Here is a 26,003-nt window from a genome sequence, read left to right on the forward strand (position 1 = left end):
CCCCTTATCCGAATGAGTGCTATGAGGGAGATGCATGAGCCTGATTGAAGCGATAGCCATGGTGGCTGGCCTGGTCTATCTGGCCCTGTTGGGGTGGCAGGCGCGCACCGGTTGGCAATGGCATCTTGCCCTCGGCCTGCTGCTCATGCTCTGGTTGCTGGTGGCGGACAGCCCGCTCTGGTTCGCGCTGGGGTTGGTGGTCGTTCCTCTCGCCCTGTGGCACAGATACCGGCCGCTGCCGACACTCGGCGGGATCAACAGCCAGTCGCTGCGGGCGCGCACACGCCACCTGCTGCTGCTCTGCTGGGGGCTGGTGACAGTGCAGTACGGCATCCATATCTGGCAGCTGGGGCAGGGGATACCCCCCTGGCTGGTGCGTCCGGATGTGGTGGACGGCTTCCTGCCCATCGCCGGTGGGCTGGGGCTGCGGGCCTGGCTCGGACAGGGGCTGGTGGATCCGCACCATCCGGCGGCCACCATCACTGTGCTGGTGCTCTGCCTGTCGGCCCTGCTGCTGGGGCGGGCGTTCTGCGCCTGGTTCTGCCCCCTCGGGCTGGTGGGTGAGTGGCTGCACGGGCTGCGCCATCGGCTGTGGCCGGGGGAATGGACGCCGCCGCGCTGGCTCGATGCCGTGCTGTGTTCCCAGAAATTCCTGGTGCTCGGCTTCCTGCTGTTTATCGTGCTGATCGCGGTGCCAGGCGCCGCCCTGCCCGGCTACCTCGCCAGCCCCTACCATCAGGCGGCGGACATGAAGATGGGGGCCTTCTTCTTCAACCTGACCCTCATCTCCGGCCTCTGCCTCGGCTGGGTGCTGCTGCTCACCGCCACCATCCGCCAGGGGTTTTGCCGCTACCTCTGCCCCTACGGCGCCTGGCTCTCTTTACTCGGCCTGCTGACACCTCTGCGCATTCGCAGGGATCCGGCCCGCTGCCTGCGAAGTGCTGGCCATGACTGCGACAGGTGCAGCCGGGCCTGTCCCTCCCGCATCCAGGTGCACCAGCTGATCGCGGTGCAGAGCCTCGAATGCAGTAACTGCCTGAGCTGCGTGGCCGCCTGCCCCAAAAGCGCCGATGCGCTGCACCTTGGCAGCAAGGCACGTAGGCTGGAGCCCCAGTGGCTGCTGGGCCTGCTCTGCCTGTTGCTGCTGGTGCTGCCGTTGCTCGCTTACGGCCTGCTGGAGTTCTGGGTCAGCCAGACGCCGCTCGCCGACCGCTACGAGTTGCTGCAAATGCTGCCACAACTGGTCCATTGAGCGTCGATGGGCCAGTCGCAGCTAACCGCCCTGTGCGGAGAGCCTGATTGCCGGAGGATGCACCCGCATTTGATACCTGAGGGGTAGCAAGGTAAAGTCCCTTCCCCGACATGATGGCCCTGCTGCCATGTCGGGCCGGTAGCTAGCCCTGGTCGCGCCTTGCTTCGCTTTCGAAGCAGCAAGCGCCGGGCGCCGGCAGCATAGATGAGCGCGATCTACCATGACAACCGGCGTAGCAAATGCAACGGTCCGCGGTCGCGATCAGATCAACAATCGTCTTTGGAGAAGTAAATGGGACAGAAACCATCTTTGGTGGGCGGGGCATGTATCATTGCCGGCGTCTGTGTGGGAGCTGGCATGCTGGGGCTGCCGAGTGCCGGGGCGGGCGCCTGGACCATCTGGTCTATCCTGGCCATTGCCCTGACCATGGTGGTGATGACCATCTCCGGCTGGCTGCTGCTCGAATCCTATCAGGGCTATCCGCTGCGCGTCTCCTTCGATACCGTGACCCGGGAGTTGCTGGGGGACAAGGTCAATGCCTTGAACAACCTCACCGTTTACTTCGTCGGCGGCATACTGCTTTACGCCTACATCACCTCGGCGGGGCTCATCATAGATGGCATGACCGGCATCGGCAGCCAGTGGGCCTCTATCCTGTTCACCCTCTGCTTCTCGCTGCTGGTGTGGCATTCGACCCGGGCGGTGGATCGCATCTCCGTGGTGCTGGTCATCTCCATGGGGCTGAGCTTCGTATTCGGCATCTCGGGTCTCTCCCTCAACATCAAGCCGACCCTGTTGTTCGATACCCTGAGCGAGCACGCCAGCTATGCACCCTATGCGCTGGCCATGCTGCCGGTGGCACTGACCTCGTTCGGTTATCACCATTCGGTCTCCTCCATGCGCGCCTACTACGGTGAGGAGCGCCGCGCCCGTTACGCCATCCTCGGTGGCACCGCCATCGCGCTGCTGTTCTACCTGGTCTGGCTGGTGAGCGTGTTCGGCAACCTGCCGCGCAGCGAGTTCGGCCCCGTGGTGGCACAAGGGGGCAACGTCGATGTGCTGCTCAAGGCGTTGGCCTCGGTCATCGAGTCTGAGGCGGTGGCCAACGCCCTCAACCTCTTCTCCATGGCCGCCATCCTCTCCTCCTTCATCGGAGTGGGCCTGGGGGTGTTCGACTATCTGGCGGATCTGTTCAAGTTCGACAACAGCCGCCAGGGCCGCGCCAAGTCCTGGGCCGCCACCTTCCTGCCGCCGCTGCTGCTCTCCCTGCTGTTCCCGTTCGGCTTCCTGATGGCCATCGGCTACGCTGGTGCCGTGGCGACCCTCTGGACCTGCATCATTCCGGCGCTGCTGGCCTGGAAGGTGCGCAAGAGTGGCAAGAGCGACGGTTTCCGGGTGCCGGGTGGCTTGCCGGTGATAGCGGGGGTCTTCCTGTTCGGGGTATTGACCGCGCTGTTCCACCTGCTCAACATGGCGGGATTGTTGCCGGTCTATACCGGCTGACTCGATCAGTTCCGACGTCATCGGTTGGATGCAGTAAAACGGCGCCTTGGGGCGCCGTTTTTTATGCTGAAGTGCCATCGTCTGGCGTTTTAATCAGCGTTTTAATCAGGTCACCCACCTTTGAGGAGTACACATAACAGCAGTTAATCAGGACACCCACCCATGAGGAGTGCACATAATACGGAAGGGACCATTTACACTTTGGCGTATTCAGGGTCTGAAACGCATGCAGCAGCATAGTGGGATCCCGCCATGGGCCATGGGCCATGGTGAGGGTCAGGTGGCTATAGATGAGGGTGCTTCAACCTAGCGGTCAGTATTTATGACACGTAAGAGCCTGTTCCTCTAATCAAAAAGGACTGTGGCACGCTAGCGCAGACCCACAGGTATTAAAGATGAGGTTGGTGACATCGCGTCTGGCCACAGTGGGCGGCGTAGCGCTGGCAACAAACCTTGTCGCCAATCGCCCGGATACCCTGGCGCCGAAACAGGGTGACTTGCCCCAACCATTGTCCCTCTTCTATGCCCAGGCGCTGGAGCACAGGTGCGAGATGATGCGGGATATGGCCATGCTTATCGAGACGAATGGCTCGCCCTGTCCAATCCACCAGTGCCAGGTAATCAGCAAAACTGCAGGGGAGTGTCTCAGGCTTTCCTTCTCTTGCAAAAGGCAGCAGCAAGGGGGTCTGTGTGGCTAGATCAGCTGTTTGCTCGATGCGTTGCTGGATGCTGGTGAAATCGCTCTCCTCCGGTGTGGTCGCGATACCTGCCCGTATGGGATTGAGGTCAACATAGGTCATGCAGGCCAGCAGCGCCGACTCGGTGAGCAGGGCCTGACTCTTGAAGCGTCCCTCCCAGAAGTGACCCTTGCAGCCATCTTCCTGATTGGCCTGGCGGGCCAGCGACTCGTTTAGCAAGCGCACCAGCCAGCTGATGGAGTAGAGCCTCTCCCGCCATTGCGCTATCAGCTGATGCACTACCTCCAGCTCGGGTGCTATCAGTTCCCCCCCCTGATACCAGCGACGTACCAGTAGGGGCCACTGGAACAGACGGGACCAGCGTTCCGCCACCTCCCGCTCACTCCACTCACTAGCCATGTTGGCCTGCACCTTGAGTACCAGATGATAGTGATTGCTCATCACGGCATAGGCGCAGATGCCGATGGCAAAGACCTGCGACAGCTGGCCCAGCTTGTCGGCAACCCACTGGCGCCTGTGCTCGTAGCTTTGGCCTGAGTGATCATCCTGGCCGCAAAGAAAGGCGCGCCGGACGCAGCGGCTGACCACGTGGTAATAAGGTGTATCGGCGAGGCTGATCTGGCGTGAACGGGCGATGGTCATGGCTGCTCTCTCCTCGGGTCTCACGGTTTAAGGAAAGTGGAGGAGGAGTGAGTTGTCAAAGCAGGGATTAGGTGGGTGTCCCAGCTTTTGGTGACATATGAAAAAATGGAGGTTTAATGCACGTTGTTAATTGCTCCATGCGAGTTATCAATTGTCACGTATTTTTTGATAAAAATAGGATTGGATTGTGGTAAATCACATTTCAATCCCGATAAAAGGCATTGTTTGAATTGCGGTTTACATTTTTGGTTTTCGTAAACTCAGCCCAACATACGGGATACAATATTTTCGTTCGGTGTGGCGAGTTGAGCAATATTAAATAGTTTTGTTGTGTGACTAAAATCACAGTTAAAATAACTCATGAGACTATTATGCATATTATTTATTGATGGCTTGTGAGGTATTATGACTGTCGTTTATATAACAAAGGCTAACTTTAAGAGAATAGCAACGTACGTCTCACATTCTATTTCAGGCGTAAAGGGAATTGAATCACTTTATACACAAGAGTTGAGCCGTATTTTAGCAGCTCCTGAAATGAAATTGCTATCAGCAGTAAAATTAATTGTGGAAAGTGTTAGCGAACATGAAGTTTTGTTTAAATTGATTAAATTCGCAGAAGATTATGAGCCTAGAGAACGTAGCCGGAAAGATAGGTGGATTTATTTAGGTGGCGCCCCTGCGTATCATAAAAAAAAGGACTGCACAAAACTCGTGTCAGAATATAAAAACTATGATATTCCAGTCGAGATACCTGATAACAGAATAGAGGAGTATCGAGATTTTTTCTTAAATAGCATAGAATTATATGGGCGAAATCAGGCGGCGTTTTATGCGCAAGTAGAGCTTAAATTTAACGTTTTAATCCAAGTCAAAGAAGTTCAAGCTGATAATACAGGTGATGAAACTGTAGAGAATTATAATTTAAAAGCACCTCGTGATCTCCTGATTGATATAAGCCATCACATTAATAGTATGCTTGAATTCAAAGAGAGCAACGATTACACAAAGGAAATAATAGAACGGTTAGGTTTTAATACTTACAAGGTAATGGAAAGTCCACGGGCATGTAATTTAAGTAGTGATGGTTTAGTGATAATAAAAAAATGGCACAACCTGAAAAGGCAGTTAAAAGACTTAGTGCACAGCCATTTGATTGCGGAATATAATCCTGAGTTTTCATTTAATGGGGAAATGCTGAGCTCATTTGGTTTTAGAGCATGTACAACGTGTCATCAATGATTATTATTTTATCCGCGATTTATTCTAGTAATAAAACGGCACCTCTCGGTGCCGTTTTATTTCCACTGACCCCAACCAAGATCACTGCAGCAGGGAGATATCCGCGACTTGCAGGAACAGGTTGCGCAGGTTGTTCAGCAGCGCCAGACGGTTGGCCTTGAGGGCCTCGTCCTCTGCCATCACCATCACCTCGTTGAAGAAGGTGTCGACCGGCTCGCGCAGGGCGGCCAGACGGGTGAGGGCTGCCTGATAGTCACCGGCGGCAAACAGCGGGGCCAACTCGGATTGCAGTGCTGCAACCTGGGTGGCCAGCGCCTGCTCGGCGGCGTCCTGCAGCAGCTCGGCCTTGACCAGGGTCGGCAGCTCGCCTTCCACCTTGGCCAGGATGTTGCTGACGCGCTTGTTGGCGGCGGCCAGGGCCAGGGCGGCATCCAGGCTGCGGAAGTGGCTGACGGCCTTGACCCGGCGATCGAAGTCCAGCGGACGGGTCGGGCGGCGGGCCAGCACGGCCAGCACCACATCGGCACCTATGCCTTCGTCCTGATAGGCGGCGCGGAAGCGGCCCAGCATAAAGTCGACCACGTCGGTGACGACGGTCTTGTTGGTCAGCTTGTCGCCGTAGACGCGTACCGCTTCTTCCACCAGTTCAACCAGATCCAGATCCAGCTGCTTCTCGGTCATGATGCGCAGGGCACCGATGGCGGCGCGACGCAGGGCGAACGGATCCTTGTCGCCTTTGGGCAGCATGCCGATGCCGAAGATGCCGGCCAGGGTGTCGAGCTTGTCGGCCAGCGCCACGGCGCAGGCTTCCAGAGCGGACGGCAGGGCATCACCGGCGAAGCGCGGCATGTACTGCTCATTCAGGGCCACGGCCACCACTTCGTCTTCGCCGTCGTGACGGGCGTAGTGCATCCCCATGACACCCTGGGTGCTGGCGAACTCGCCGACCATGTTGGTCATGAGATCGCACTTGGAGAGCAGGCCGGCACGTTTGGCCTGAGCCACGTTGGCACCAATGCGCTCGGCGATGAAACCGGCGACGGTCTCGATGCGCTCGACCTTGGCCTTGACGGTGCCCAGCTGTTGCTGGAACAGCACGGTCTCGAGGCGCGGCAGGCGGGAGGCCAGGCTCTGCTTCAGATCGGTCTTGAAGAAGAACTCGGCGTCAGACAGACGGGGGCGCACCACCTTCTCGTTGCCGCTGATGATCTGGCTCGGGTCCTTGGACTCGATGTTGGTGACGAAGATGAATTTCGGCAGCAGCTTGCCGCTCTTGTCGTAGACCGGGAAGTACTTCTGGTCACCCTTCATGGTGTGCACCAGCGCCTCGGCCGGCACGGCCAGGAACTTCTCTTCGAAGTTGGCGGTCAGCACCACCGGCCATTCGACCAGAGCGGTGACTTCTTCCAGCAGGGCGTCGTCCAGATCGGCGACGCCACCGAAGGCGGCGGCGGCCGCTTCGGCGTCAGCCTTGATCTTGGCCTTGCGGGCCATAAAGTCGGCCATCACCATGCCGCGTTCCAGCAGGATCTGCGGGTACTGGCTGGCGTTGTCGATAGTGAATTCACTTTCGCCCATAAAGCGGTGACCGCGGATGGTGCGGGCGGAGTCGATCCCCAGAATGGTGGCGGGCACCAGCTCGCCGTCCAGCAGCAGGGTCACGGTGAACACCGGACGCACGAACTGGATGGTCTTGTCGCCCCAGCGCATCATCTTGGGGATGGGCAGCTTGGCCAGAGATGAAGCTACAAGCTCACCCAGCAGTTCTTTGGCCGGACGACCTTCGATCTTGGCGTTGTGAACCAGCCACTCACCCTTGTCGGTGACCAGACGCTCGGCCTGTTCGACCGTGATGCCGTTGCCACGGGCCCAGCCTTCGGCGGCCTTGGTCGGCTTGCCATCGGCATCGAACGCCTGGGAGACGGCCGGGCCGCGCTTCTCGACACTCTTGCTCGGCTGCTCGCCAGCCAATTCACTCACTTTCAGCGCCAGACGACGCGGTGAGGCGAACCACTCGACGTCGCCGAAGGCCAGGTCGGCCTTGGTCAGCTCGGCTTTGAAGTTGTCGGCAAAGGCTTCGGCCAGGGAGCGCAGGGCTTTTGGCGGCAGCTCAGCTGTGCCGATCTCTACCAGAAATGTATGTTGTGCCATGTCCGTTCCTTAACCTTGCTTGTTCTCAGTGCGCTTGCACATCGGGAAGCCCAGCGCTTCGCGGGAGGCGTAGTAAGCCTCGGCCACGGCCTTGGTCAGGGTGCGAATGCGCAGTATGTAGCGCTGACGCTCGGTGACCGAGATGGCCTTGCGGGCATCCAGCATGTTGAAGGAGTGGGCGGCCTTGAGGATGCGCTCGTAAGCGGGTAACGGCAGGGGCGTTTCCAGTGCCAGCAGGTGCTGAGCCTCTTTCTCGTACTGCTCGAAGCAGTGGAACAGGAAGTCCACATCGGCGTGTTCGAAGTTGTAAGTGGATTGCTCCACCTCGTTCTGGTGGAAGACGTCGCCGTAGGTGGTCTTGCCCAGGGGGCCATCGGACCAGACCAGGTCATAGACGCTGTCCACGCCCTGGATGTACATGGCCAGACGCTCGAGACCGTAGGTGATCTCGCCGGTGACCGGCTTGCATTCGAGGCCGCCCACCTGCTGGAAGTAGGTGAACTGAGTCACTTCCATGCCGTTGAGCCACACTTCCCAGCCCAGACCCCAGGCGCCCAGCGTCGGGTTTTCCCAGTTGTCTTCCACGAAGCGGATGTCGTGGATTTGTGGATCCATGCCCAGCTCTTTGAGGGAGCCGAGGTAGAGTTCCTGGATGTTGTCGGGGGAAGGCTTGATGATCACCTGGAACTGGTAGTAGTGCTGCAGGCGGTTCGGGTTTTCACCGTAGCGGCCGTCGGTGGGACGGCGGGACGGTTGCACGTAGGCGCAGGCGATTGGCTCGGGCCCTAAGGCGCGCAGGCAGGTCATGGGGTGCGAGGTACCGGCACCCACTTCCATGTCCAGCGGTTGGATAATGGTGCAGCCCTGGCGAGCCCAATAGTCCTGCAGCTGCAGGATCAGGCCCTGAAAGGTTTTGACATCGAATTTTTGCATAATGTTCTTCGCGCGAAATGAGATCAGAGCAAGATTTGCTGAATATTAACCGTAGGAGTATACCGTCTGGCATGGTCGGATAATAGGCGAAATTGCAGTGGATTCATGGGGTGGCGCTGCGCCGGGCCTGGTGGGGGCGGGATCTTTACTCGATGGCGTAACTGGTAGAGCATGGTCGGAGTAAGAGACAACTCACAGGGGATTGAGGGATGGAACTGCGCTGCGCCTGGGTGACCAAGGATCCGGAATATATTGAATACCATGACAAACAATGGGGGCGGCCGGTCCGTGACCCGCGCGAGCTGTTTGCCAAGCTCTGCCTCGATGGCCAGCAGGCCGGGCTCTCCTGGATCACCATTCTCAAGCGCACCGACAGCTACTACCGCGCCTATGCCGACTTCGATCCGGTGCTGATCGCCCGGTTCGACGAGCAGGATGTGGAGCGACTGATGCAAGACACCGGCATCATCCGCAACCGCCTCAAGGTGCAGTCGATCATCAGAAATGCCAAGGCCTATCTGGCGTTGGAGGCGCAGGGCATCGACTTCGCCGATTACCTGTGGGCCTTTGTCGGTGGCGCCCCCATGGTCAATCAACGGCAGGGCAATGGCGATATCCCGGCCACCTCACCAGAGTCGGATGCCATGGCCAAGGCGCTCAAGAAGCTTGGCTTCAACTTCGTCGGCAGCACCATCTGCTATGCCTTCATGCAGGCGGTAGGCATGGTGAACGATCATCTGGTCAGCTGTCCCTGCCATGGTGAGTGTCAACAGGGGTAGTGCGCCGCATTTCACCTATCTGTACAGTCCGGATACAGTGATGCCAGCTCAACATCGGGGTAATCATCACTAGGATACCCCCATGTCACTGAACTCATTTCGCCCCCGAACCCTTGGCAGCTTCATCCTGGCTGCGTGCGCCCTGATGGCGACCCTGCCCGCCGAGGCGGCCGATCGTCAGGACTCCCGTGATCTGCGTCAGGAGGTTCGCCCCGAGGTGCGCGACGCCAAGCAGGACTGCCGAGAGAACGATCAGAAAGATAACTACGAGTGTCGTCAGGACAAGCGTGAAGTGAAGCAGGACGTTCGCGAGAAGGCCCGCGACATCAAGCACTGAAACCCATTCCCTTGCCTGATGCCAGGGGGGGCAATCGAGAACGCCTTCCTGCCGGGCTCGGCGTATAATTGAGGAGCGCCCAGCCGGTGCGTTCCAGCTATCTAAGGAGTTACCATGAAGAAGTCCGTATTCATGCTGCTTGCCGCCACTGCCTTGTTGACGGCCCTGCCCGCCCAGGCCACCAAGCAGGCTCAGGAGCGGCGTGAGGCGCGCGACACCCGCCAGGATACCCGCCAGGAGTCCCGCGATGAAAAGCAGGAGTGTCGTGAGGGCTTGGTCGGCAATGCCGATTGCCGTCAGGAGCACCGCGACAACAAGCAGGAAGGGCGCGACGAGGCTCGTGACATCAAGTACTGATCCAGCGCCGACCATCAATCCGGCGGGGCTGAGCGGGTCGCTATCTCGATACAAGGAGGCTCAGGCCTCCTTGTTCATATTCAGAATGCGCGCGCGTCACACTCTGGCGCCTCTGTTTGATAGAATGCGCAACCATTTGGCTAGAACCGTTTTTTCAGAGGTTTTTTCATGCATTTCAAGAAGCTTGTCTCAGTCTTGGCGCTGACTGTTGCCATCTCTGGTTGTACTACCAATCCCTATACCGGTGAATCCCAGACCTCCAAAGGGGCCTGGGGTGCACTGGCCGGTGCCGCCACCGGTGCCGCCGTGGGCGCCTTGTCATCCAGCAAAGGTGATCGCAAGAAGGGTATTCTGACCGGCGTGGCCGCCGGCGCCGCCCTGGGTGGCGGTATCGGTTACTACATGGACGTGCAGGAAGCCAAGCTGCGCGAGAAGCTGCAGGGCACAGGTGTCAGCGTGACCCGCAACGGTGATGAGTTGATCCTCAATATGCCGAACAACGTCACCTTCGATAGCTCCAGCGCCCAACTGAAAGCGGCCGGTGCCAATACCCTGTCCGGTGTCGCCATGGTGGTTGCCGAGTTCGACAAGACCCGCCTGAACGTGGTCGGCCACACCGACAGCACCGGCTCCCGCGAGCTGAACATGAAGCTCTCCGCTCAGCGTGCCGACGCCGTTGCCGCCCAGCTGATCGGTCAGGGTGTGACTGGCAGCCGTATCGCGACCCAGGGCGTGGGCCCGGATCAGCCGGTTGCCACCAACAGCACCGCCGCCGGCAAGGCCCAGAACCGTCGTGTGACTATCACCCTGACACCGACCGCCTGATAGGGTTGCCGCCACCGGTTTGCGCCCGTTGAAGAGTGCAAACATCGCGTGCAAAAACAAGGCCCCGCCAATCTGGCGGGGCCTTGTGCTTTTTGGCGACCGATGAGGCCTTGGGTGGCGATGGCCAACCCCGGATTTATACGGCGGCGACCAGTTGCAGTTCGACGCGGTAGCCGGGCTTGGCCAGCTCGACCTGGACACAGGCCCGCACCGGCGCTGTGCCTACGCAAGCAAGCCAGGCATCCCCCGGATTTATACGGCGGCGACCAGTTGCAGTTCGACGCGGTAGCCGGGCTTGGCCAGCTCGACCTGGACACAGGCCCGTACCGGCGCTGTGCCTACGCAAGCAAGCCAGGCATCCCCCGGATTTATACGGCGGCGACCAGTTGCAGTTCGACGCGGTAGCCGGGCTTGGCCAACTCGACCTGGATACAGGCCCGCACCGGCGCTGTGCCTACGCAAGCAAGCCAGGCATCCCCCGGATTTATACGGCGGCGACCAGTTGCAGTTCAACGCGGTAGCCGGGCTTGGCCAGCTCGACCTGGACACAGGCCCGTACTGGCGCTGTGCCAGCCGGGAGCCAGGCATCCCACTGTTCGTTGAAGGCGGCAATGTCGGCAATGTCTTTGAGGTAGATGTTGGCCATCAGGATCTTGTCGACCCCGGAGCCGTTGGCCTCCAGCAACTGCGTGAGGCTGGCCAGCACTTCGCGAGTCTGGGTGTGGATGTCGGCGTCGACGCTGGTGGGCACCTCCACCACGTAGAGGGTGCCGTTGTGGATGACAACATCAGACCAGCGGGCCGTGGTGCCGATACGGGTAATCGTCATGGGGTGCTCCTGGAGAAAGAGGGGCTTATGAGCCCTTGCGGATCAGATAGCGATAGGGCAGCTGTTCTGTCTCACTGGCGATCAGGGTGTGATCCATGAAGCGGCAGAAGCTGGGAATGTCACGGGTGGTGGAGGGATCGTCGGCGCTGACCAGCAGGGTTTCACCCTGGGCCATCGTCCGGACGCGCTTGCGCACCATCATCACGGGTTCAGGGCAACGAAGCCCGATTGCATCCAGTTCATGGTTTGCATCGCAGAATAAATCACTCATCTATAGTCAACCTTCAACCTAATTCGCTGCCAATGATACCCAAGGCTAAAAAATAATCAAACCTGCAGCACTAATGTCAGTGGATGATACCAAAGTTCATCCTGACTCTATGCTGTGGTGGCCTGACGAGTAATATAAAAAATGCACCATATTCAACAAGGAGGTATGAATATGATCCAGTCACAAGGCAGATTGCAGGCCTATGCGGCCATGGGGTTCCTGGCGTTTTCCATGATAGTGCTGGGCAGCCCGATAGGAAATACCGGCACCTGGTTTGGCGCCATGGTGATGATCGGGCTGGGGCTCTGGATTGAGCTGAGCGATTACTACGAGGATGACGAAGAGGACCTCTGATCGCTTCCTGACAGGGCATATCAAACAAGGCGAGCATGGCTCGCCTTGTTTATGTCTGCTGGTATCTAGCGCGCCGAGCGGATCGCCCGGGCCAGGTGCAGGGCCGTCTGCTCGGCATTGGCCCGGCCATCGTTGAAGTAGTTGCTTAGCACATCCATGATGGCCTGACGCATGTTGGTCGGGGTGGCCATGCCTTCCGCCATGCTGGGTAGCAGGGTGCCATTCTGTTCCGCAATCTTGAAATCCCGGTACGCCTTGATGGCGCAGCGATCGAACTGGCTCATGTCCGGCTGGATCAGGGCCGGGATAGAGCCCTTTATCCGGTTGAAAGTCTGTTGGAAGTGGGGCGTCATCAGCAACCTGGCGAGCTCCCCCTGGGCCTGGGTCTGAGCAGGATCCCGCTGCTTGAACATGGCGATGGAGTCCAGGTTGTAACTGAACAGCCCCTGGCTGCCGGGGCTCGGCAGACACTCGATATCTTCCCCCGGTCGGTAGTTGCCAGCACTCAGCTCCCCCTTCACCCAGTCCCCCATGATCTGCATGGCGGCCTCGCCGGTCTCCAGCTGGCCGGTGGCCAGGTGCCATTTCAGGCCGGTAAAGCGTTGCGGCACATAGGCGCGCAGCTGGTGGAAGCGCGACAGCACCCTCACCATGTCAGGGCCGGTCAGGGTCGCCTCATCCTGTTTGAGGAAGGCGTTGCGATAGAAGTCTACTCCGCCCTCGCCCAGCGCCACCGCCTCAAACAGCACCGCCAGCTGCCAGGGCTCATTGCCTATGGCGAGCGGGGTGATGCCCTGCGCCTTGAGCTGCTCGGCCACCGCCATGAACTGGCTCCAGTCGGTCGGTGGGGTCAGATCGAGGCGTTCGAACACCTTGCGGTTGAGCCACAGCCAGTTGACGCGATGGATGCCGGTTGGCACCGCCATCAAGGCGCCGTTCTGGCTCAGGGTTTCGCGCACCATGGGAGGCAACTGCGGGTACCAGCCGAGGTGTTCGGCCATGGGGCTGAGGTCGCGCAAAAAGCCGAGCCCGGCCCACTCCTTGAGTTCATAACCCTTGAGGTGCGCCGCCTCTGGCGGGTTGGCGGCCAGGGCTCTGCTCTTTAATACCGTCATGGCGCTCTTGCCGCCACCACCCTGGACGGCGAAGTCATTCCATTGATTGCCAAGGGCCGCCCACTCGGATTTGAGTTCGGTCACCGCCTTGGCCTCGCCGCCGGAGGTCCACCAGTGCAGGACCTCGACCTGGGAGGCGAGTGCTGGCAGGGAGACCAGAGTGAACAGAGAGAGAGAAAGCCACTTCATGGGATCATTGCCTTGGTAGGGAGAGGGTGGCTTGCAAGCCGCCCTGGGGACGATTTTCCAGCACCAGATCGCCGCCATGGGCGTGGGCTATGTTGCGGGCAATACCCAGCCCCAAGCCAGTACCAGCCTGATCCTGGCTGAGCCGGACATAGGGTTCGAAGATGCGCTCAAACTGATCTTCCGGCAGGCCGGGACCCTGGTCCAGGATGAACAGGATCAGCATCTCCTCGTCATCCATGACGATGATGCGTACCTGTTGGCCGTATCTGATGCCGTTGTCCACCAGATTGCCGATGCAGCGCTTGAGGGCCAGCGACTTGCCGCGATAAGGCCACTTGCACTGGCCCTCTATGATGAGGCGCTCCTCGTGCAGGTTCATGGCCTCGGCCATCTGCTCCAACATGGCGTTGACGTCGATGAGCTCGATGTTCTCGTGGATGTCGGTCTCTTTGACGGTCTGCAGCGCCCCCTTCACCATCAACTCCAGCTCGTCCAGATCCTTGTTGAACTTGGCGATCTGGGTCTCGTCATCGAGCAGTTCGACCCGCAGCCGCAACCGGGTGATGGGGGTCTTGAGATCGTGGGAGATGGAGCTGAACAGCCGCTCCCTGTCATCGATATAGCGACGGATGCGATGCTGCATGATGTTGAAGGCGCGGGTGGCCGCCACTATCTCGGAGGCCCCCTCCTCCTTGAGCTGGGGCTGATCGATGTCCTTGCCGAGGTTGACTGCCGCCTTGGCGAGACGGCGCAGGGGCCGGGTCTGCCAGCGCACCAGCAAGAAGGTGAAGAAGCAGAGAAACACCGTCATCAGGGCGATGAAGCGCACCTGGTTGCTCGGCATCACCGTATCGTCGAGGGTCATGTAGGGGGCGGGCAACAGCGCCGCCAGATAGAGCCACTCACCCGGCTCTATCTCGATCTGGGTCACCAGCACCGGCGGGTTGATGGGTTCCAGGGAGAGGGTGTAGCGGGCCCAGGAGGAGGGCAAATCCGCCAGCAGGGTGTCGTTGTTGAACACATGGAGGTCATCGGGGCGGGAGAAATCCACCTTGATCACCATGGCATCGGAGAGCTTGCGATTGAGCACCCCCTGCACCTCGCTGAGCACCAGCGTCTTGCGCTCGCTGTCCGGGATGGCGCTGATCTTTATCTCCTCTTCGTTCAATGAGACGAAGAAGCGGCTGCCCCCCATGTTGCGCAGCTGATCCAGGGCAATATGGCGATATTGCAGGGGCAGGGACTTGAAGAAGTTGACGGTCGAGGCCGCCGACAGGGCCAGGTTGCGAGTGGTGCTGAGCATGCCTTCCAGCTCCCGCTTCTGGATCTGCTGCATCCAGATGCCGGTGAGTATGGTCTGGGAGAGCAGGATGGCGAGCAGCAGCAATAGCAGCATGCGCGATAGCAGGGAGCGGGGCACCAGCACCCGCCAGAGTTGACCCATCATGACGTCATTCCAAGAGACGCGCGATCCGCCAGGGAGGCGGATCGCGGCGCAGGGGCCAGAGCACCCCTCATGGCAACTCGTGCACTTCGGCGATCAGCATGTAGCCGCTGCCGCGTATGGTCTTGATGATGCGCGGGCTCTTGCCGTTGTCACCCAGCTTCTGGCGCAGGCGGCTGATCTGCACGTCGATGCCGCGTTCCATCGGCAGACTCTCGCGGCCACGGGTGGCGTCGGAGATGGTATCTCTGTCCAGTACCTGGCCCGGCTGCTGCAAAAACATGTTGAGCAACACGAAGTCACTGCCGGAAAGATCCAGCAGGCTGCCATCCTCGTGGGTCAGCTGGTGGCTGAGGGTGTCCAGGGTCCACTCGGCGAACTGCAAACGGCGACTCGGCTCCTTCTCTTTTGCCGGCTGACGGAACTCGGCGCGGCGCAGCAGCGCCTTGATGCGGGCCTGCAGCTCGCGCGGGCTGAACGGCTTGGCGATGTAGTCGTCGGCACCGAGTTCGAGGCCGATCACCCGATCCGCCTCATCGGAGGCGGCGGTCAGCATGATGATGGGCACCTGGGAGTCGCGGCGGATCTGCTGGCAGAGGGTAAAGCCGTCATCACCGGGCATCATGATGTCCAGTATGATCAGGTCCGGGCTATGACGACTGAGCTGCTGACGCATCTCGTTGCCCTCCGCTGCCGTCAACACCTGAAAGCCGGCCCGGGTCAGGTATTCGTTGAGCAGTTCACGGATCTCTTGGTCGTCATCGACGATCAGCAGTTGTTTGCTCGTTGACATATGTATGTGCATCCACCCATTTTTTGTGCAGATTGAACCTGTCGGGGGGGCAAAAAGCAAGCAAACCCCCTATCTAATGTGAGGTTAGGGGCATTATCGCCACCGTTTGGCCGCATTAAACGAAAAAAGGCCGACCCAAACGGGGCGGCCAAGCGCATGGTTCCGACTGCTGGACGCCATCCCGTGTGATGGCGCCGCCGGACGCTACTTACTCATGGCGCCCGGGTGGCCCCGGGCGTGCTGTCTGCTTTACATCACACTCGCTCGAACACGGTCGCTATGCCCTGGCCCAGACCGATACACATGGTCGCCAGACCCAGGGTGGCATCCTTCTCCTCCATCAGATTGATGAGCGTCGTGGATATGCGGGCGCCGGAGCAGCCCAGCGGGTGGCCCAGGGCGATGGCGCCGCCGTTCAGGTTCACCTTCTCATCCATCTGCTCGAGCAGACCCAGATCCTTGGCACAGGGCAGTGACTGGGCGGCAAAGGCTTCGTTCAGCTCGACCAGATCGATGTCAGCCATGGTCAGACCGGCACGTTTGAGCGCCTTCTGGGTCGCAGGCACAGGGCCGTAACCCATGATGGCGGCGTCGCAGCCAGCGACGGCCATGGCGCGCACCCGGGCGCGCGGGGTCAGCCCCAGCGCCTTGGCACGATCCGCGCTCATCAGCAGCATGGCGGAGGCACCGTCGGACAGGGCCGAGGAGGTGCCAGCGGTGACGGTACCGTTGACCGGGTCGAACACCGGGCGCAACTGGCTCAGGACATCGACCGTGGTCTCCGGGCGGATCACTTCGTCGTAGTCATAGAAGAAGCGGGCGCCGCTGGCGTCGTGGCCTTCCAGTCCGACGATCTCCTTGGCAAAGCGCCCTTCCACGGTAGCGGCATAGGCGCGGCGGTGGGAGCGGGCGGCAAACTCGTCCTGCTGCGCTCGGCTGATGCCGTGCAGCTTGCCCAACATCTCGGCGGTCAGCCCCATCATGCCGGAGGCCTTGGCCACCGTTTTGGCCATGCCGGGGTGGAAGTCGACCCCGTGGCTCATGGGTACATGGCCCATATGCTCGACGCCGCCGATGATGAAGATGTCCCCATCACCCACCTGAATGGCGCGGGAAGCATCATGCAGCGCCTGCATGGAGGAGCCACACAGGCGGTTGACGGTGACGGCGCCCACCTGCTTGGGAATACCGGCCAGCAGGGCGGCGTTGCGGGCGATGTTGAAGCCCTGCTCCAGGGTCTGCTGCACGCAGCCCCAGTAGATGTCCTCGATCTCGTTCGGGTCGAGGTTGGGGTTGCGCAGCAGGATGGAGCTCATCAGGTGCGCGGAGAGATCTTCTGCACGCACGTTGCGAAAGGCCCCGCCCTTGGACCGGCCCATGGGGGTCCGGATACAGTCGACAATGACTACGTCTTTCATGAATGGATCTCCTTTGCGCAATCAGTAGAAGGTTTTGCCCTGAGCGGCCATCTCACGCAAGCGGTCGCTGACGCGGTAGAGCGGGCCCAAGTCGGCATACTGGTCGGCTTGGGCCACGTAAGCGTCCAGACCTATGGTGTCCAGATAGCGGAACACGCCGCCACGGAAGGGAGGGAAGCCCAGCCCATAGACCAGCGCGATGTCCGCTTCCGCCGGGGTGGCGACTATGCCTTCCTCCAGGCAGAGCACCACCTCGTTGATCATGGGGATCATCATGCGGGCGATGATGGCTTCCTTGTCGAAATCCTGTTTCGGCTTGGCGATGGGGGTCAGCAGCTCGTAAGCAGCGGCGTCGGCCACCTTCTTCGGCTTGCCCTTCTTGTCCTGCTCGTAGGCGTAGAAGCCCTTGCCATTCTTCTGACCGAAGCGGCTGGCGTCGTACATCACATCGATGGCGGTGCGACCTTCCTTGCTCATGCGCGTCGGGAAGCCCTGCGCCATGACGTCACCGGCATGGTGACCGGTGTCGATGCCGACCACGTCCAGCAGATAGGCGGGGCCCATGGGCCAGCCGAACTCCTTCTCCATCACCTTGTCGACCGCAGCGAAGTCGGCGCCATCGGCGACCAGCTTGTTGAAGCCGAAGAAGTAGGGGAAGAGCACGCGGTTGACGAAGAAGCCCGGGCAGTCGTTGACCACCACCGGGGACTTGCCCATGGCGGCGGCATAGGCCACCACCCGGTTGATGGTGTCATCGCTGGTCTGCTCGCCGCGGATGATCTCCACCAGTGGCATGCGGTGCACAGGGTTGAAGAAGTGCATGCCGCAGAAGTTCTCGGGGCGCTTCAGCCCCTTGGCCAGCAGGGAGATGGGAATGGTGGAGGTGTTGCTGGCGAGCACGGCGTCGTCGCCGAGAACGGCTTCCACTTCGCCCAGCACGGCTGCCTTCACCTTGGGATTCTCGACCACGGCTTCGACCACCAGATCCACGTGCTTGACGCTGTCATAGCTGAGGGTCGGGGTGATGGCGGAGAGCACCTGGCCCATCTTGATGCCGTCGATGCGGCCCTTCTCGAGCTGGCCGTTGAGCAGCTTGGTGGCTTCGCCCATGCCCAGCGCCAGCGCCTTCTCGTTGATGTCCTTCATCACCGCCGGAATACCCTTGCTGGCGGACTGGTAGGCGATGCCGCCCCCCATGATGCCAGCACCCAGTACGGCGGCGTGGCTGGTGGCCTTGGCAGCTTGTTTGGCGGCCTTCTTGGCCAGCGCCTTGATGTGCTGATCGTTGAGGAAGATGCCGACCAGCGCCTTGGCGACATCGGTCTTGGCCAGTTTGATGAAACCTTGCGCCTCGACGTTGAGCGCCTCGTCGCGGCTCATGCCGGCGGCGGCCTCGACGGTCTTCACTGCGGTCATGGGCGCCGGATAGTGCTTGCCCGCCACGGCGGCAACCATGCCGGCGGCTGTGGTGAAGCTCATCATGGCTTCCAGCTTGGAGAGGTGCAGCGGCGCTTTCTTGGCGGCGCGACGGCCCTGCCAGTCCAGCTTGCCGGCGATGGCGTCTCTCATCATCTGCACCGCAGCGCTCTGCAGCGCAGCGGGGGCGACCACAGCATCGATGGCGCCTACCTTGAGGGCGTCATCGGCACGGACATCCTTGCCTGTGGTGATCCACTCCAGGGCGTTGTCGGCGCCGATAAGGCGCGGCAGACGGACTGTGCCGCCAAAGCCCGGCATGATGCCGAGTTTGGTTTCGGGCAGGCCGATCTTGGCGGTGGTGTCAGCCAGACGGAAATCGGTGGAGAGTATGGTCTCGCAGCCGCCGCCCAGGGCGTGGCCCTTGATGGCGGACAGGGTCGGCACCGGCAGATCTTCGATGGCGCTGAAGATGTCGTTGGCCTTTTTCAGCCAGCCGAGCAAGTCTTCTTGCGGCAGGCTGAACAGTTCCAGGAATTCGGTGATGTCGGCGCCGACGATAAAGGCGTCTTTGCCGGAGGTGAGGATCAGACCTTTTAGTTCACGTTCTTGTTTTAATGCGGCGATCGCTTCGCTCAGTGAGAGCAGGGTAGCGCGATCCAGCTTGTTGACTGAACCCGGGGCATCAAACCTCAGCTCGGCAATGCCGTGTTCGAGGTAGCTGACCGACAGGGTTTCGCCTTGGTAGATCATGAGAGTGTCTCCTTGTTCCCACGCGGTGGGGGGCTTGGCTCCTTTCTCCCCAGCAGGGGGCGAGGCTCACTATTGATCCAAAGAGTGACAATTTCAACACCTATTTAAAACATTTGTTTAACAGTGTTTGAGTAAATGCTCTTGGCCGTGATCCGGGTCTACATTAGGAAAAAAAGAGGCGCCAGGACGGCGCCACTACGGGGGGATAGGAAGGATAGACTTGGCTAGCAGGTCAAGGTCGCCATGGATTCGGCCCCAGTACTCCTGGCGGAACAACCAGGGCTGGGGTCCCTAGCAGGCGAGCTCCGGTCGGTTGCGATACTGATCCAGGACATCGGGATCGGCCAGGGCATGGGTGTTGTTGACGGGCCTGTTGTGCACCACCTCCCGCACCGCCAGCTCGACGATTTTTCCGGACTTGGTACGGGGAATGGCATCCACCTGCAGGATGCGGGCGGGTACGTGGCGAGCGGTACAGTGGTTGCGGATCTGCTGGCGAATGCGCTCACGCAGAGGGTCGTCCAGCGTGAGGCCGGGCTTGAGCTTGACGAACAGCACCACCCGCTCGTCCTGCTGCCACTGCTGGCCGATGACGATGCTCTCCTCCACCTCGTCGAGCTGCTCCACGTAGCGGTAGATCTCGCTGGTGCCGATCCGCACGCCACCGGGGTTGAGGGTGGCATCGGAGCGACCATAAAAGAGGATGCCACCAGTGTCGGTCAGTTCAATCCAGTCGCCGTGGCACCAGATGTTGTCGAAGCGATCGAAATAGGCGGCGTGGTATTTGTCGCCACTCTCGTCACCCCAGAAACCGACAGGTTGGGCCGGGAAGGGCTTGGTGCAGACCAGCTCTCCCTTCTCCCCCTGTACCGCTTGGCCCGCCTCGTTGAATACCTGTACCGCCAGCCCCAGGCCGCGTCCCTGGCTCTCACCCCGATAGACGGGGCTGATGGGGTTGCCGATGACGAAGCAGGAGCAGATGTCGGTGCCGCCGGAGATGGAGCTCAGTTGCACATCCTGCTTGATCCCCTGATAAACATAGTCAAACCCCTCCGGCGACAGCACAGAGCCGGTGCTGCAGATGAGGCGCAGGTGCGGCAAGTCATGGGTATTGATCGGGACATAGCCCTGCTTGTGCAGGGCATCCAGGTATTTCGCCGAGGTGCCGAACAGACTGACCTGCTCATCCCGGGCCAGATCCCACAGCACATTGCCATCGGGGTAGAAGGGGGAGCCATCATAGAGCACCAGGGTGGCGCCGGAAGCCAGCGCACTCGCCAGCCAGTTCCACATCATCCAGCCGCAGGTGGTGAAGTAGAACACCCGCTCCCCCGGCTTGATGTCACAGTGCAGCTGGTGCTCCTTGAGATGCTGGAGCAGGGTGCCACCTATGCCGTGCACTATGCACTTGGGTTTGCCGGTGGTGCCGGATGAATAGAGGATATAAAGAGGATCGTTGAAGGCCATGGGCTCGAAGCGCAGGCTGGCGCCCTCTTGGCTGGCGAGTAGCTGATGCCAGTCTTGGCGGGGGAGGTTGTCGGCCCCGGCATGGTTCGACGTCAGACCGAGCAGCGGGATCAGGATGAGATGTTCCAGACTGTCGAGCTGGCAGGCCACCTTGGTGACCTTGTCCTGGATATCGACCGCCTTGCCGTTATAGCGATAGCCGTCGACTGCAAACAGCACCTTTGGCCGAGTCTGGCCGAAGCGTTCCACCACGCTGGCTTCACCGAAGTCCGGGCTGGTGGAGGTCCAGATAGCCCCCAGACTGGTGGCGGCCAGCATGGCAACCAGCGCCTCCGGGATATTGGGCAGGTAGCCGGCAACCACGTCGCCCTTGCCAATGCCCTGACCCCGCAGCCACTGAGCCAGACTGGCGACCTGCTGCCCCAGTTCACGCCAGCTAAGTGTGCGGCGCTGGCTGCCTTCCAGGCTGGCGATGATGGCCGGACTCTCGTCCTGGCGACGCAACAGGTTCTCGGCGAAGTTGAGCCGGCTGTCCGGAAACCAGCGTGCGTGCTGCATCTCCTGGCGGTTCTCCGCCACTATGTTGCCAAGCTCCCCCTTGACGCCACAGTGCTGCCACACCAGGGGCCAGAAGCGGGTGGTCTTCTCCACCGACCATTGATAGAGCTCGGCGTAGCTGTGCAGCTGCAGGCCATGGAAGCGATTGACCTCGCCCATGAACTGATGAAGGTTGGATTGGCTGATCCTGGCCTGGTCCGGTTGCCACAGGCGGCGGTTGTGCATTGAGTAGTCCCTGACTGCATATGTCTACCGGCAGTGTATTGAATTGTTTTTTATTTGTTAATGGTGAGTTTGCTTTTAATAACAAGTGTCCTGTCACTCATGCTTTACCTCACGAAGCCAAGGGTTGACGGGTCGAGGCACCTCGCGCTTGATGTTATGCTGGGTTAACAACCATGTCGGAGCAGGATGCCATGAGCAGTTACAGCCAACTTTTCGCCCAGCACATCGAGACCTTGCAGCGCCGTACCCGCGACATATTGCAGCAGCAAGGGCTCAGCGGTCTGGCCATACATGCCGGTCAGACCCATCGCATCTTCCTCGATGATCAGGATTACCCCTTCAAGGTGAATCCCCACTTCAAGGCCTGGCTGCCGGTGCTGGACAACCCCCACTGCTGGCTGCTGGTGGATGGGGTGAGCAAGCCCGTCTTGTTGTTCTATCGACCGGTGGATTTCTGGCACAAGGTGGCGGACTTGCCCAATGCCTTCTGGGTCGATTTCTTCGATATTTGTTTCCTGACCAAACCGGAACAGGTGGCTGACCACCTGCCCGCCGACAAGCAGACATGGGCCTATCTGGGGGGACATCTCGAGATAGCCGGGCTGCTGGGACTGACCCAGCCCAATCCAGAGGCCGTGCTCAACTATCTGCATTATCACCGGGCTTACAAGACTGACTACGAGCTGGAGTGTCTGCGCGAGGCGAACCGGCTCGGGGTGCGTGGTCACATCGCCGCCAAGGAGTCCTTCATGGCGGGGGCGAGCGAATTCGAGGTCAACCTGACTTATATGAAGGCGGTAGGACAGGGGGCCAATGAGGCGCCCTACGGCAACATAGTCGCCATCAACCGCAATGCCGCCATCTTGCACTATACCCAGCTCTCCCATCAGCGAGTGGCCGATATCGATCGCCACTCCTTCCTGATCGATGCCGGCGTCGATTTCCACGGTTATGCCTCGGACATCACCCGCACCTGGGCCTGGCGTCGTGGCGAATTTGCCGACTTGATCACCGCCATGGACGAGCAGCAGCAGGCCATCATCGACGAGATCAAGCCGGGACGCCGCTACACAGAGCTGCATCAGCAGATGCACCACAGGCTGGCGCGGTTGCTGCAATCGGTCGAGCTGGTCGACATGTCGGTGGACGAGATGATAGGTACAGGCGTCACCAATGTGTTCTTCCCTCATGGTCTCGGCCATTTCCTCGGCTTGCAGGTCCATGATGCGGGTGGCTTCATGCAGGATGAGCGTGGCACCCATCTTTCTGCACCCGAACAGTTCCCCTACCTGCGTTGCACCCGGGTGATGGAGCCAGGCCAGGTATTCACCATAGAACCCGGCCTCTACTTCATTGACAGCCTGCTCGAGCCCCTGCAAGGCAGCGAGCAGGGCAAGCGAGTCAATTGGCAGAAGGTAGACGCGCTGCGGCCGTTTGGCGGCATCCGCATCGAGGACAACATAGTGCTGCACAGCCATGGGGTGGAGAATCTCACCAGGCAGGCCGGGCTCTGATGGACTCGGGTTATCCGGTGCCGATGGCAGGGGTCGAGGTGAGCGAGGAGATCAAGAAGAGCCGTTTCATCACCCTGCTTGCCCATGCTCCGACGGTCGCGGCAGCCAAGGCCTGGATAGAGGCGGTACGCCGAGCCCACCCGGGGGCCCGCCACCACTGCTGGGCCTTCGTTGCAGGGGCCCCCAAGGATAGCCAGGTGTATGGTTTCAGCGACGATGGCGAACCATCGGGGACTGCGGGCAAGCCCATGCTGGCGCAACTGATGGGGTCCGGGGTCGGCGAGATAGCCGCCGTGGGGGTGCGCTACTATGGCGGCGTTCTGCTCGGTACCGGGGGCCTGGTCAAGGCTTATGGCGGTGGGGTGGGGATGGCACTCAAGGCGCTCACCACCCGGCACAAGGTAGCCCTGCGCCCCTCGCTCATCGAGTGTGACTATGGGGACATGGGGGTAATTGATGCCCTGTTGCTGAGTCATCATGGTCAGGTGTGTCAGTCGGATTACGGCCAGCGGGTACGGCTCGAAGTCGACTGGGCAAGCACGGATTGGCAGCAGGTCAACCAGCTGCTGACCGATAGAACGCACGGGCGGGTATCTCTGCAGCCCATAGATGGCTAGAATCCATCGCTGTTTTATTGCCGAGACGGGGCCTGCATGCACATTCTGAGTATTATCCGCATCGTTGGCCTGCTGGTGGCGCTGTTCAGCTCGACCATGTTGCTGCCCGCTCTGGTGGCCTTTGGCTATCGGGATGGGGGCGGCTCCGAATTTGTCGGAGCCTTCTTCATCGCCCTGCTGCTTGGCCTGCTGCTCTGGTTTCCCAATCGGCATCATAAGAAAGAGCTGAGGTCGAAAGAGGGCTTCCTCATCGTTGTACTGTTCTGGACTGTGCTTGGCAGTGTGGGGGCTCTGCCCTTCATGCTGGGCGAAGTGCCGGACATGAGCGTGTCGGAATCCTTCTTCGAATCTTTCTCCGGGCTGACTACCACGGGGGCGACCGTGCTCACCGGGCTCGATGAGTTACCCAAGGCCTTCCTGTTCTATCGCCAACTGCTGCAATGGCTCGGTGGCATGGGTATCATAGTGTTGGCGGTCGCCATATTGCCCATTCTTGGCATAGGCGGCATGCAGCTCTATCGCGCCGAGATCCCGGGGCCGGTCAAAGACAACAAGGTGACACCGCGCATCGCCGAGACCGCCAAGGCGCTCTGGTACATCTACCTCTTTATTACCCTCAGTTGTGCCCTGGCCTATTGGATGGCGGGCATGACTATGTTCGATGCCATCTGCCACTCCTTCTCCACCGTGGCCATCGGCGGCTTCTCGACCCATGATGCCAGCATCGGCTACTTCAATAGCAGTGCCATCAATCTCATCACTGTGCTGTTTCTCATGGTTGCCGGGGTGAATTTCACCCTGCACTTCGCGGCCTTCGCGCACAGACCCATGCGCCTCTATGTCTATCTGAAGGACCCCGAGGTAAAGGTGTTTGTTGCCTTGCAACTGGGACTGACCCTGATCTGCTTCCTGGTGTTGATGCGTCATGTCAGCTATGACAGTTGGGGGGAGACCCTGGACCATGCGCTATTCCAGTCCGTCTCCATTGCGACCACGGCCGGTTACAGCACCACTGGGTTCTCCGAGTGGCCGCTGTTTCTGCCGATCCTGCTGATGCTTGCCTCCTTCGTAGGTGGCTGCGCGGGCAGTACTGGCGGTGGCATCAAGGTAGTACGGTTAATGTTGCTGCATCTGCAGGGGATGAGAGAGCTGAAGCGCCTCGTCCACCCGCGTGCCGTCTACCGGATTAAACTGGGTAACAAGGCGCTGTCCGAGCGGGTGATAGAGGCGGTCTGGGGCTTCTTTGCCGCCTATGCCACGATTTTCATCCTTTGCATGCTGGGCTTGATCGCAACGGGTATGAATGAGTTGACGGCGTTCTCCGCCGTGGTGGCCTCCCTCAATAACCTGGGCCCTGGCCTGGGAGAGGTGGCGCCTCATTTCGCCAACACCACGGATGCCGCAAAATGGATCATGATCATCGCCATGCTGTTTGGTCGATTGGAAATTTTTACACTTCTGGTACTGTTAACCCCTGCATTCTGGCGTAGTTGAGGTAGGTATGGATAAGATTTTGGTGCTTTATTCCTCACGGGATGGCCAAACCCGAAAAATCATTGATGTCATGCTGGAGGAAATGCCGGGATGTGAGGTCGTCACGCATGATCTGCACAGCTTGCCCATGTGCAACCTCAGCAAGTTCAAGAAGGTGTTGATCGGTGCATCGATCCGCTATGGCCATTTTCATCCCAGCCTGCTCAGCTTCATCCACGCTCACCATGAACAGCTGGAAGTGGCCAATGCGGCCTTCTTCTGCGTCAACCTGACCGCTCGCAAGCCAGAGAAGCAGACACCGCAAACCAACGCCTATATGAAGAAGTTTCTGCGTAGCTCGCCCTGGAAGCCAAAGAACCTGGGCGTTTTTGCCGGTGCATTGCAATATTCCAAGTACAACTGGTGGCAGACCCGCATCATCCAGCTGATCATGAAGGTCACGGGTGGCAGCACTGATACCAGCAAAGACATAGAGTTTACCGATTGGGACAAGGTGCGAGTCTTTGCTCGCGACTTCTGGCAAAAGCGTTAATACATCTCTTCTGATGCCCTTGGCCCCGCTGATGCGGGGCTTTTATTCGATAGTTGGTGGTTAAATCGCCACTCGACAAGAAATCGTTAGAAAAGCACACTTTTTTACAGAAACCCCCTTGCCAGCGCATTTCAACTCCCTATAATGCGCCTCCATCGACAGGGCAAGCGGCAACGCAAACAAGCCGGTCGGTGCCTCGAAAAAAGCCTTACCAAATAAGGCTTGACTCGAGAAGGCGGTTGAGTAGAATGCCACTCCCGCAGCGACGAAACGTTGCAACGCTCTTTAACAATTT

General features: G+C 59.8%; 23 protein-coding genes. 12 read left to right on the forward strand and 11 right to left on the reverse strand.

Going from position 1 to position 26,003, the window contains the following annotated elements; translation table 11 throughout:
* Positions 1-34: 34 nt before the first annotated feature.
* Together M2367_RS20205 and M2367_RS20210 are read left to right on the forward strand one after the other, a co-directional pair.
* A complete protein-coding gene (locus M2367_RS20205; RefSeq protein ID WP_042039586.1) occupies positions 35-1,252 on the forward strand; it encodes a 4Fe-4S binding protein in 1,218 nt (405 codons plus the stop codon).
* A 291-nt stretch (positions 1,253-1,543) separates the two neighbouring features.
* Positions 1,544-2,755, forward strand: coding sequence for an aromatic amino acid transporter (locus M2367_RS20210; protein WP_259238227.1), 1,212 nt, complete (start codon positions 1,544-1,546; stop codon positions 2,753-2,755).
* Between the two features lie 389 nt (positions 2,756-3,144).
* Here M2367_RS20210 and M2367_RS20215 read toward each other — a convergent pair whose 3' ends face one another.
* Entirely contained in the window at positions 3,145-4,095 is a 951-nt protein-coding gene (locus M2367_RS20215; protein ID WP_259238228.1) for a transposase, read from the reverse strand.
* Positions 4,096-4,500: 405 nt separating this feature from the next.
* Between M2367_RS20215 and M2367_RS20220 the strand changes: the two genes are divergently transcribed.
* On the forward strand, positions 4,501-5,337 hold the full coding sequence (locus tag M2367_RS20220) for a hypothetical protein (RefSeq protein WP_259238229.1): 837 nt from the start codon (positions 4,501-4,503) through the stop codon (positions 5,335-5,337).
* Between the two features lie 81 nt (positions 5,338-5,418).
* On the opposite strand, the gene glyS is transcribed toward M2367_RS20220, so the two are convergent.
* On the reverse strand, positions 5,419-7,488 hold the full coding sequence (gene glyS / locus M2367_RS20225; RefSeq protein WP_259238230.1) for a glycine--tRNA ligase subunit beta: 2,070 nt from the start codon (positions 7,486-7,488) through the stop codon (positions 5,419-5,421).
* 9 nt (positions 7,489-7,497) lie between these two features.
* A complete protein-coding gene (gene glyQ / locus M2367_RS20230) occupies positions 7,498-8,421 on the reverse strand; it encodes a glycine--tRNA ligase subunit alpha (protein WP_259238231.1) in 924 nt (307 codons plus the stop codon).
* A gap of 209 nt (positions 8,422-8,630) precedes the next feature.
* Here glyQ and M2367_RS20235 point away from each other — a divergent pair, with 209 nt between their 5' ends.
* The 4 genes from M2367_RS20235 to M2367_RS20250 all read left to right on the forward strand — a co-directional run bounded on the left by M2367_RS20235 (position 8,631) and on the right by M2367_RS20250 (position 10,719).
* Positions 8,631-9,200 carry a DNA-3-methyladenine glycosylase I gene (locus M2367_RS20235; RefSeq protein ID WP_224431611.1) on the forward strand — a complete coding sequence of 190 codons (570 nt, stop codon included), beginning with the start codon at positions 8,631-8,633 and terminating at the stop codon, positions 9,198-9,200.
* Positions 9,201-9,282: 82 nt separating this feature from the next.
* On the forward strand, positions 9,283-9,537 hold the full coding sequence (locus tag M2367_RS20240) for a hypothetical protein (RefSeq protein WP_042039579.1): 255 nt from the start codon (positions 9,283-9,285) through the stop codon (positions 9,535-9,537).
* Positions 9,538-9,651: 114 nt separating this feature from the next.
* Positions 9,652-9,894 (forward strand): hypothetical protein, encoded by a 243-nt coding sequence (locus M2367_RS20245; protein WP_042039577.1) that lies wholly within the window; start codon positions 9,652-9,654, stop codon positions 9,892-9,894.
* A gap of 168 nt (positions 9,895-10,062) precedes the next feature.
* Positions 10,063-10,719: an OmpA family lipoprotein gene (locus M2367_RS20250; RefSeq protein ID WP_259238232.1), complete on the forward strand. Its 657-nt coding sequence runs from the start codon at positions 10,063-10,065 to the stop codon at positions 10,717-10,719.
* A 484-nt stretch (positions 10,720-11,203) separates the two neighbouring features.
* Here M2367_RS20250 and M2367_RS20255 read toward each other — a convergent pair whose 3' ends face one another.
* Both M2367_RS20255 and tusA read right to left on the reverse strand, forming a co-directional pair.
* The gene (locus M2367_RS20255; RefSeq protein ID WP_224431609.1) at positions 11,204-11,548 is read right to left on the reverse strand and encodes a RidA family protein; all 345 of its coding nucleotides are present in this window, start codon (positions 11,546-11,548) and stop codon (positions 11,204-11,206) included.
* Positions 11,549-11,573: 25 nt separating this feature from the next.
* Positions 11,574-11,819: a sulfurtransferase TusA gene (gene tusA, locus M2367_RS20260; RefSeq protein WP_005903830.1), complete on the reverse strand. Its 246-nt coding sequence runs from the start codon at positions 11,817-11,819 to the stop codon at positions 11,574-11,576.
* A gap of 171 nt (positions 11,820-11,990) precedes the next feature.
* Here tusA and M2367_RS20265 point away from each other — a divergent pair, with 171 nt between their 5' ends.
* Entirely contained in the window at positions 11,991-12,173 is a 183-nt protein-coding gene (locus tag M2367_RS20265; RefSeq protein WP_005903828.1) for a hypothetical protein, read from the forward strand.
* Between the two features lie 65 nt (positions 12,174-12,238).
* Here the strand turns inward: M2367_RS20265 and M2367_RS20270 are convergent, their stop codons facing one another.
* The 6 genes from M2367_RS20270 to M2367_RS20295 all read right to left on the reverse strand — a co-directional run bounded on the left by M2367_RS20270 (position 12,239) and on the right by M2367_RS20295 (position 21,551).
* A complete protein-coding gene (locus M2367_RS20270; protein WP_259238237.1) occupies positions 12,239-13,477 on the reverse strand; it encodes an ABC transporter substrate-binding protein in 1,239 nt (412 codons plus the stop codon).
* Between the two features lie 4 nt (positions 13,478-13,481).
* Positions 13,482-14,924: an ATP-binding protein gene (locus M2367_RS20275; RefSeq protein ID WP_042039573.1), complete on the reverse strand. Its 1,443-nt coding sequence runs from the start codon at positions 14,922-14,924 to the stop codon at positions 13,482-13,484.
* 67 nt (positions 14,925-14,991) lie between these two features.
* Positions 14,992-15,714: a response regulator gene (locus M2367_RS20280; protein WP_224431607.1), complete on the reverse strand. Its 723-nt coding sequence runs from the start codon at positions 15,712-15,714 to the stop codon at positions 14,992-14,994.
* A 254-nt stretch (positions 15,715-15,968) separates the two neighbouring features.
* Positions 15,969-17,132 (reverse strand): acetyl-CoA C-acyltransferase FadA, encoded by a 1,164-nt coding sequence (gene fadA / locus M2367_RS20285; protein WP_259238238.1) that lies wholly within the window; start codon positions 17,130-17,132, stop codon positions 15,969-15,971.
* Between the two features lie 21 nt (positions 17,133-17,153).
* The gene (gene fadB / locus M2367_RS20290; RefSeq protein ID WP_259238240.1) at positions 17,154-19,301 is read right to left on the reverse strand and encodes a fatty acid oxidation complex subunit alpha FadB; all 2,148 of its coding nucleotides are present in this window, start codon (positions 19,299-19,301) and stop codon (positions 17,154-17,156) included.
* Positions 19,302-19,592: 291 nt separating this feature from the next.
* Positions 19,593-21,551, reverse strand: a complete 1,959-nt coding sequence (locus M2367_RS20295; RefSeq protein WP_259238241.1) for an acetoacetate--CoA ligase — start codon at positions 21,549-21,551, stop codon at positions 19,593-19,595.
* Between the two features lie 191 nt (positions 21,552-21,742).
* Here M2367_RS20295 and pepQ point away from each other — a divergent pair, with 191 nt between their 5' ends.
* Genes pepQ through hemG form a run of 4 tightly spaced genes read left to right on the forward strand, consistent with a single transcriptional unit; the run spans position 21,743 to position 25,708 of the window.
* Positions 21,743-23,065 (forward strand): Xaa-Pro dipeptidase, encoded by a 1,323-nt coding sequence (gene pepQ / locus M2367_RS20300; RefSeq protein WP_259238242.1) that lies wholly within the window; start codon positions 21,743-21,745, stop codon positions 23,063-23,065.
* Positions 23,065-23,682, forward strand: coding sequence for a YigZ family protein (locus M2367_RS20305; RefSeq protein ID WP_259238243.1), 618 nt, complete (start codon positions 23,065-23,067; stop codon positions 23,680-23,682). The genes pepQ and M2367_RS20305 overlap by 1 nt, the downstream gene beginning before the upstream one ends.
* Before the next feature lie 36 nt (positions 23,683-23,718).
* Positions 23,719-25,176, forward strand: coding sequence for a TrkH family potassium uptake protein (locus M2367_RS20310; protein WP_042039567.1), 1,458 nt, complete (start codon positions 23,719-23,721; stop codon positions 25,174-25,176).
* Between the two features lie 7 nt (positions 25,177-25,183).
* Positions 25,184-25,708 carry a menaquinone-dependent protoporphyrinogen IX dehydrogenase gene (gene hemG, locus M2367_RS20315; RefSeq protein WP_042039566.1) on the forward strand — a complete coding sequence of 175 codons (525 nt, stop codon included), beginning with the start codon at positions 25,184-25,186 and terminating at the stop codon, positions 25,706-25,708.
* The last annotated feature ends 295 nt before the right edge of the window (positions 25,709-26,003 follow it).

The sequence above is a fragment of the Aeromonas sp. BIGb0445 genome (assembly GCF_024809075.1).
Taxonomy (GTDB): domain Bacteria; phylum Pseudomonadota; class Gammaproteobacteria; order Enterobacterales; family Aeromonadaceae; genus Aeromonas; species Aeromonas rivuli.

Bases quoted from the DNA above. Each gene is read 5' to 3' on its own strand.
- M2367_RS20280 (WP_224431607.1), bottom strand. From the start codon at position 15,714: ATGTCAACGAGCAAACAACTGCTGATCGTCGATGACGACCAAGAGATC.
- M2367_RS20265 (WP_005903828.1), top strand. From the start codon at position 11,991: ATGATCCAGTCACAAGGCAGATTGCAGGCCTATGCGGCCATGGGGTTC.
- glyQ (WP_259238231.1), bottom strand. From the start codon at position 8,421: ATGCAAAAATTCGATGTCAAAACCTTTCAGGGCCTGATCCTGCAGCTG.
- M2367_RS20270 (WP_259238237.1), bottom strand. From the start codon at position 13,477: ATGAAGTGGCTTTCTCTCTCTCTGTTCACTCTGGTCTCCCTGCCAGCA.
- fadA (WP_259238238.1), bottom strand. From the start codon at position 17,132: ATGAAAGACGTAGTCATTGTCGACTGTATCCGGACCCCCATGGGCCGG.
- pepQ (WP_259238242.1), top strand. From the start codon at position 21,743: ATGAGCAGTTACAGCCAACTTTTCGCCCAGCACATCGAGACCTTGCAG.
- M2367_RS20310 (WP_042039567.1), top strand. From the start codon at position 23,719: ATGCACATTCTGAGTATTATCCGCATCGTTGGCCTGCTGGTGGCGCTG.
- M2367_RS20245 (WP_042039577.1), top strand. From the start codon at position 9,652: ATGAAGAAGTCCGTATTCATGCTGCTTGCCGCCACTGCCTTGTTGACG.
- M2367_RS20275 (WP_042039573.1), bottom strand. From the start codon at position 14,924: ATGATGGGTCAACTCTGGCGGGTGCTGGTGCCCCGCTCCCTGCTATCG.
- M2367_RS20305 (WP_259238243.1), top strand. From the start codon at position 23,065: ATGGACTCGGGTTATCCGGTGCCGATGGCAGGGGTCGAGGTGAGCGAG.
- M2367_RS20240 (WP_042039579.1), top strand. From the start codon at position 9,283: ATGTCACTGAACTCATTTCGCCCCCGAACCCTTGGCAGCTTCATCCTG.
- hemG (WP_042039566.1), top strand. From the start codon at position 25,184: ATGGATAAGATTTTGGTGCTTTATTCCTCACGGGATGGCCAAACCCGA.
- M2367_RS20215 (WP_259238228.1), bottom strand. From the start codon at position 4,095: ATGACCATCGCCCGTTCACGCCAGATCAGCCTCGCCGATACACCTTAT.
- M2367_RS20255 (WP_224431609.1), bottom strand. From the start codon at position 11,548: ATGACGATTACCCGTATCGGCACCACGGCCCGCTGGTCTGATGTTGTC.
- M2367_RS20210 (WP_259238227.1), top strand. From the start codon at position 1,544: ATGGGACAGAAACCATCTTTGGTGGGCGGGGCATGTATCATTGCCGGC.
- M2367_RS20250 (WP_259238232.1), top strand. From the start codon at position 10,063: ATGCATTTCAAGAAGCTTGTCTCAGTCTTGGCGCTGACTGTTGCCATC.
- M2367_RS20220 (WP_259238229.1), top strand. From the start codon at position 4,501: ATGACTGTCGTTTATATAACAAAGGCTAACTTTAAGAGAATAGCAACG.
- tusA (WP_005903830.1), bottom strand. From the start codon at position 11,819: ATGAGTGATTTATTCTGCGATGCAAACCATGAACTGGATGCAATCGGG.
- fadB (WP_259238240.1), bottom strand. From the start codon at position 19,301: ATGATCTACCAAGGCGAAACCCTGTCGGTCAGCTACCTCGAACACGGC.
- M2367_RS20235 (WP_224431611.1), top strand. From the start codon at position 8,631: ATGGAACTGCGCTGCGCCTGGGTGACCAAGGATCCGGAATATATTGAA.
- M2367_RS20205 (WP_042039586.1), top strand. From the start codon at position 35: ATGAGCCTGATTGAAGCGATAGCCATGGTGGCTGGCCTGGTCTATCTG.
- M2367_RS20295 (WP_259238241.1), bottom strand. From the start codon at position 21,551: ATGCACAACCGCCGCCTGTGGCAACCGGACCAGGCCAGGATCAGCCAA.
- glyS (WP_259238230.1), bottom strand. From the start codon at position 7,488: ATGGCACAACATACATTTCTGGTAGAGATCGGCACAGCTGAGCTGCCG.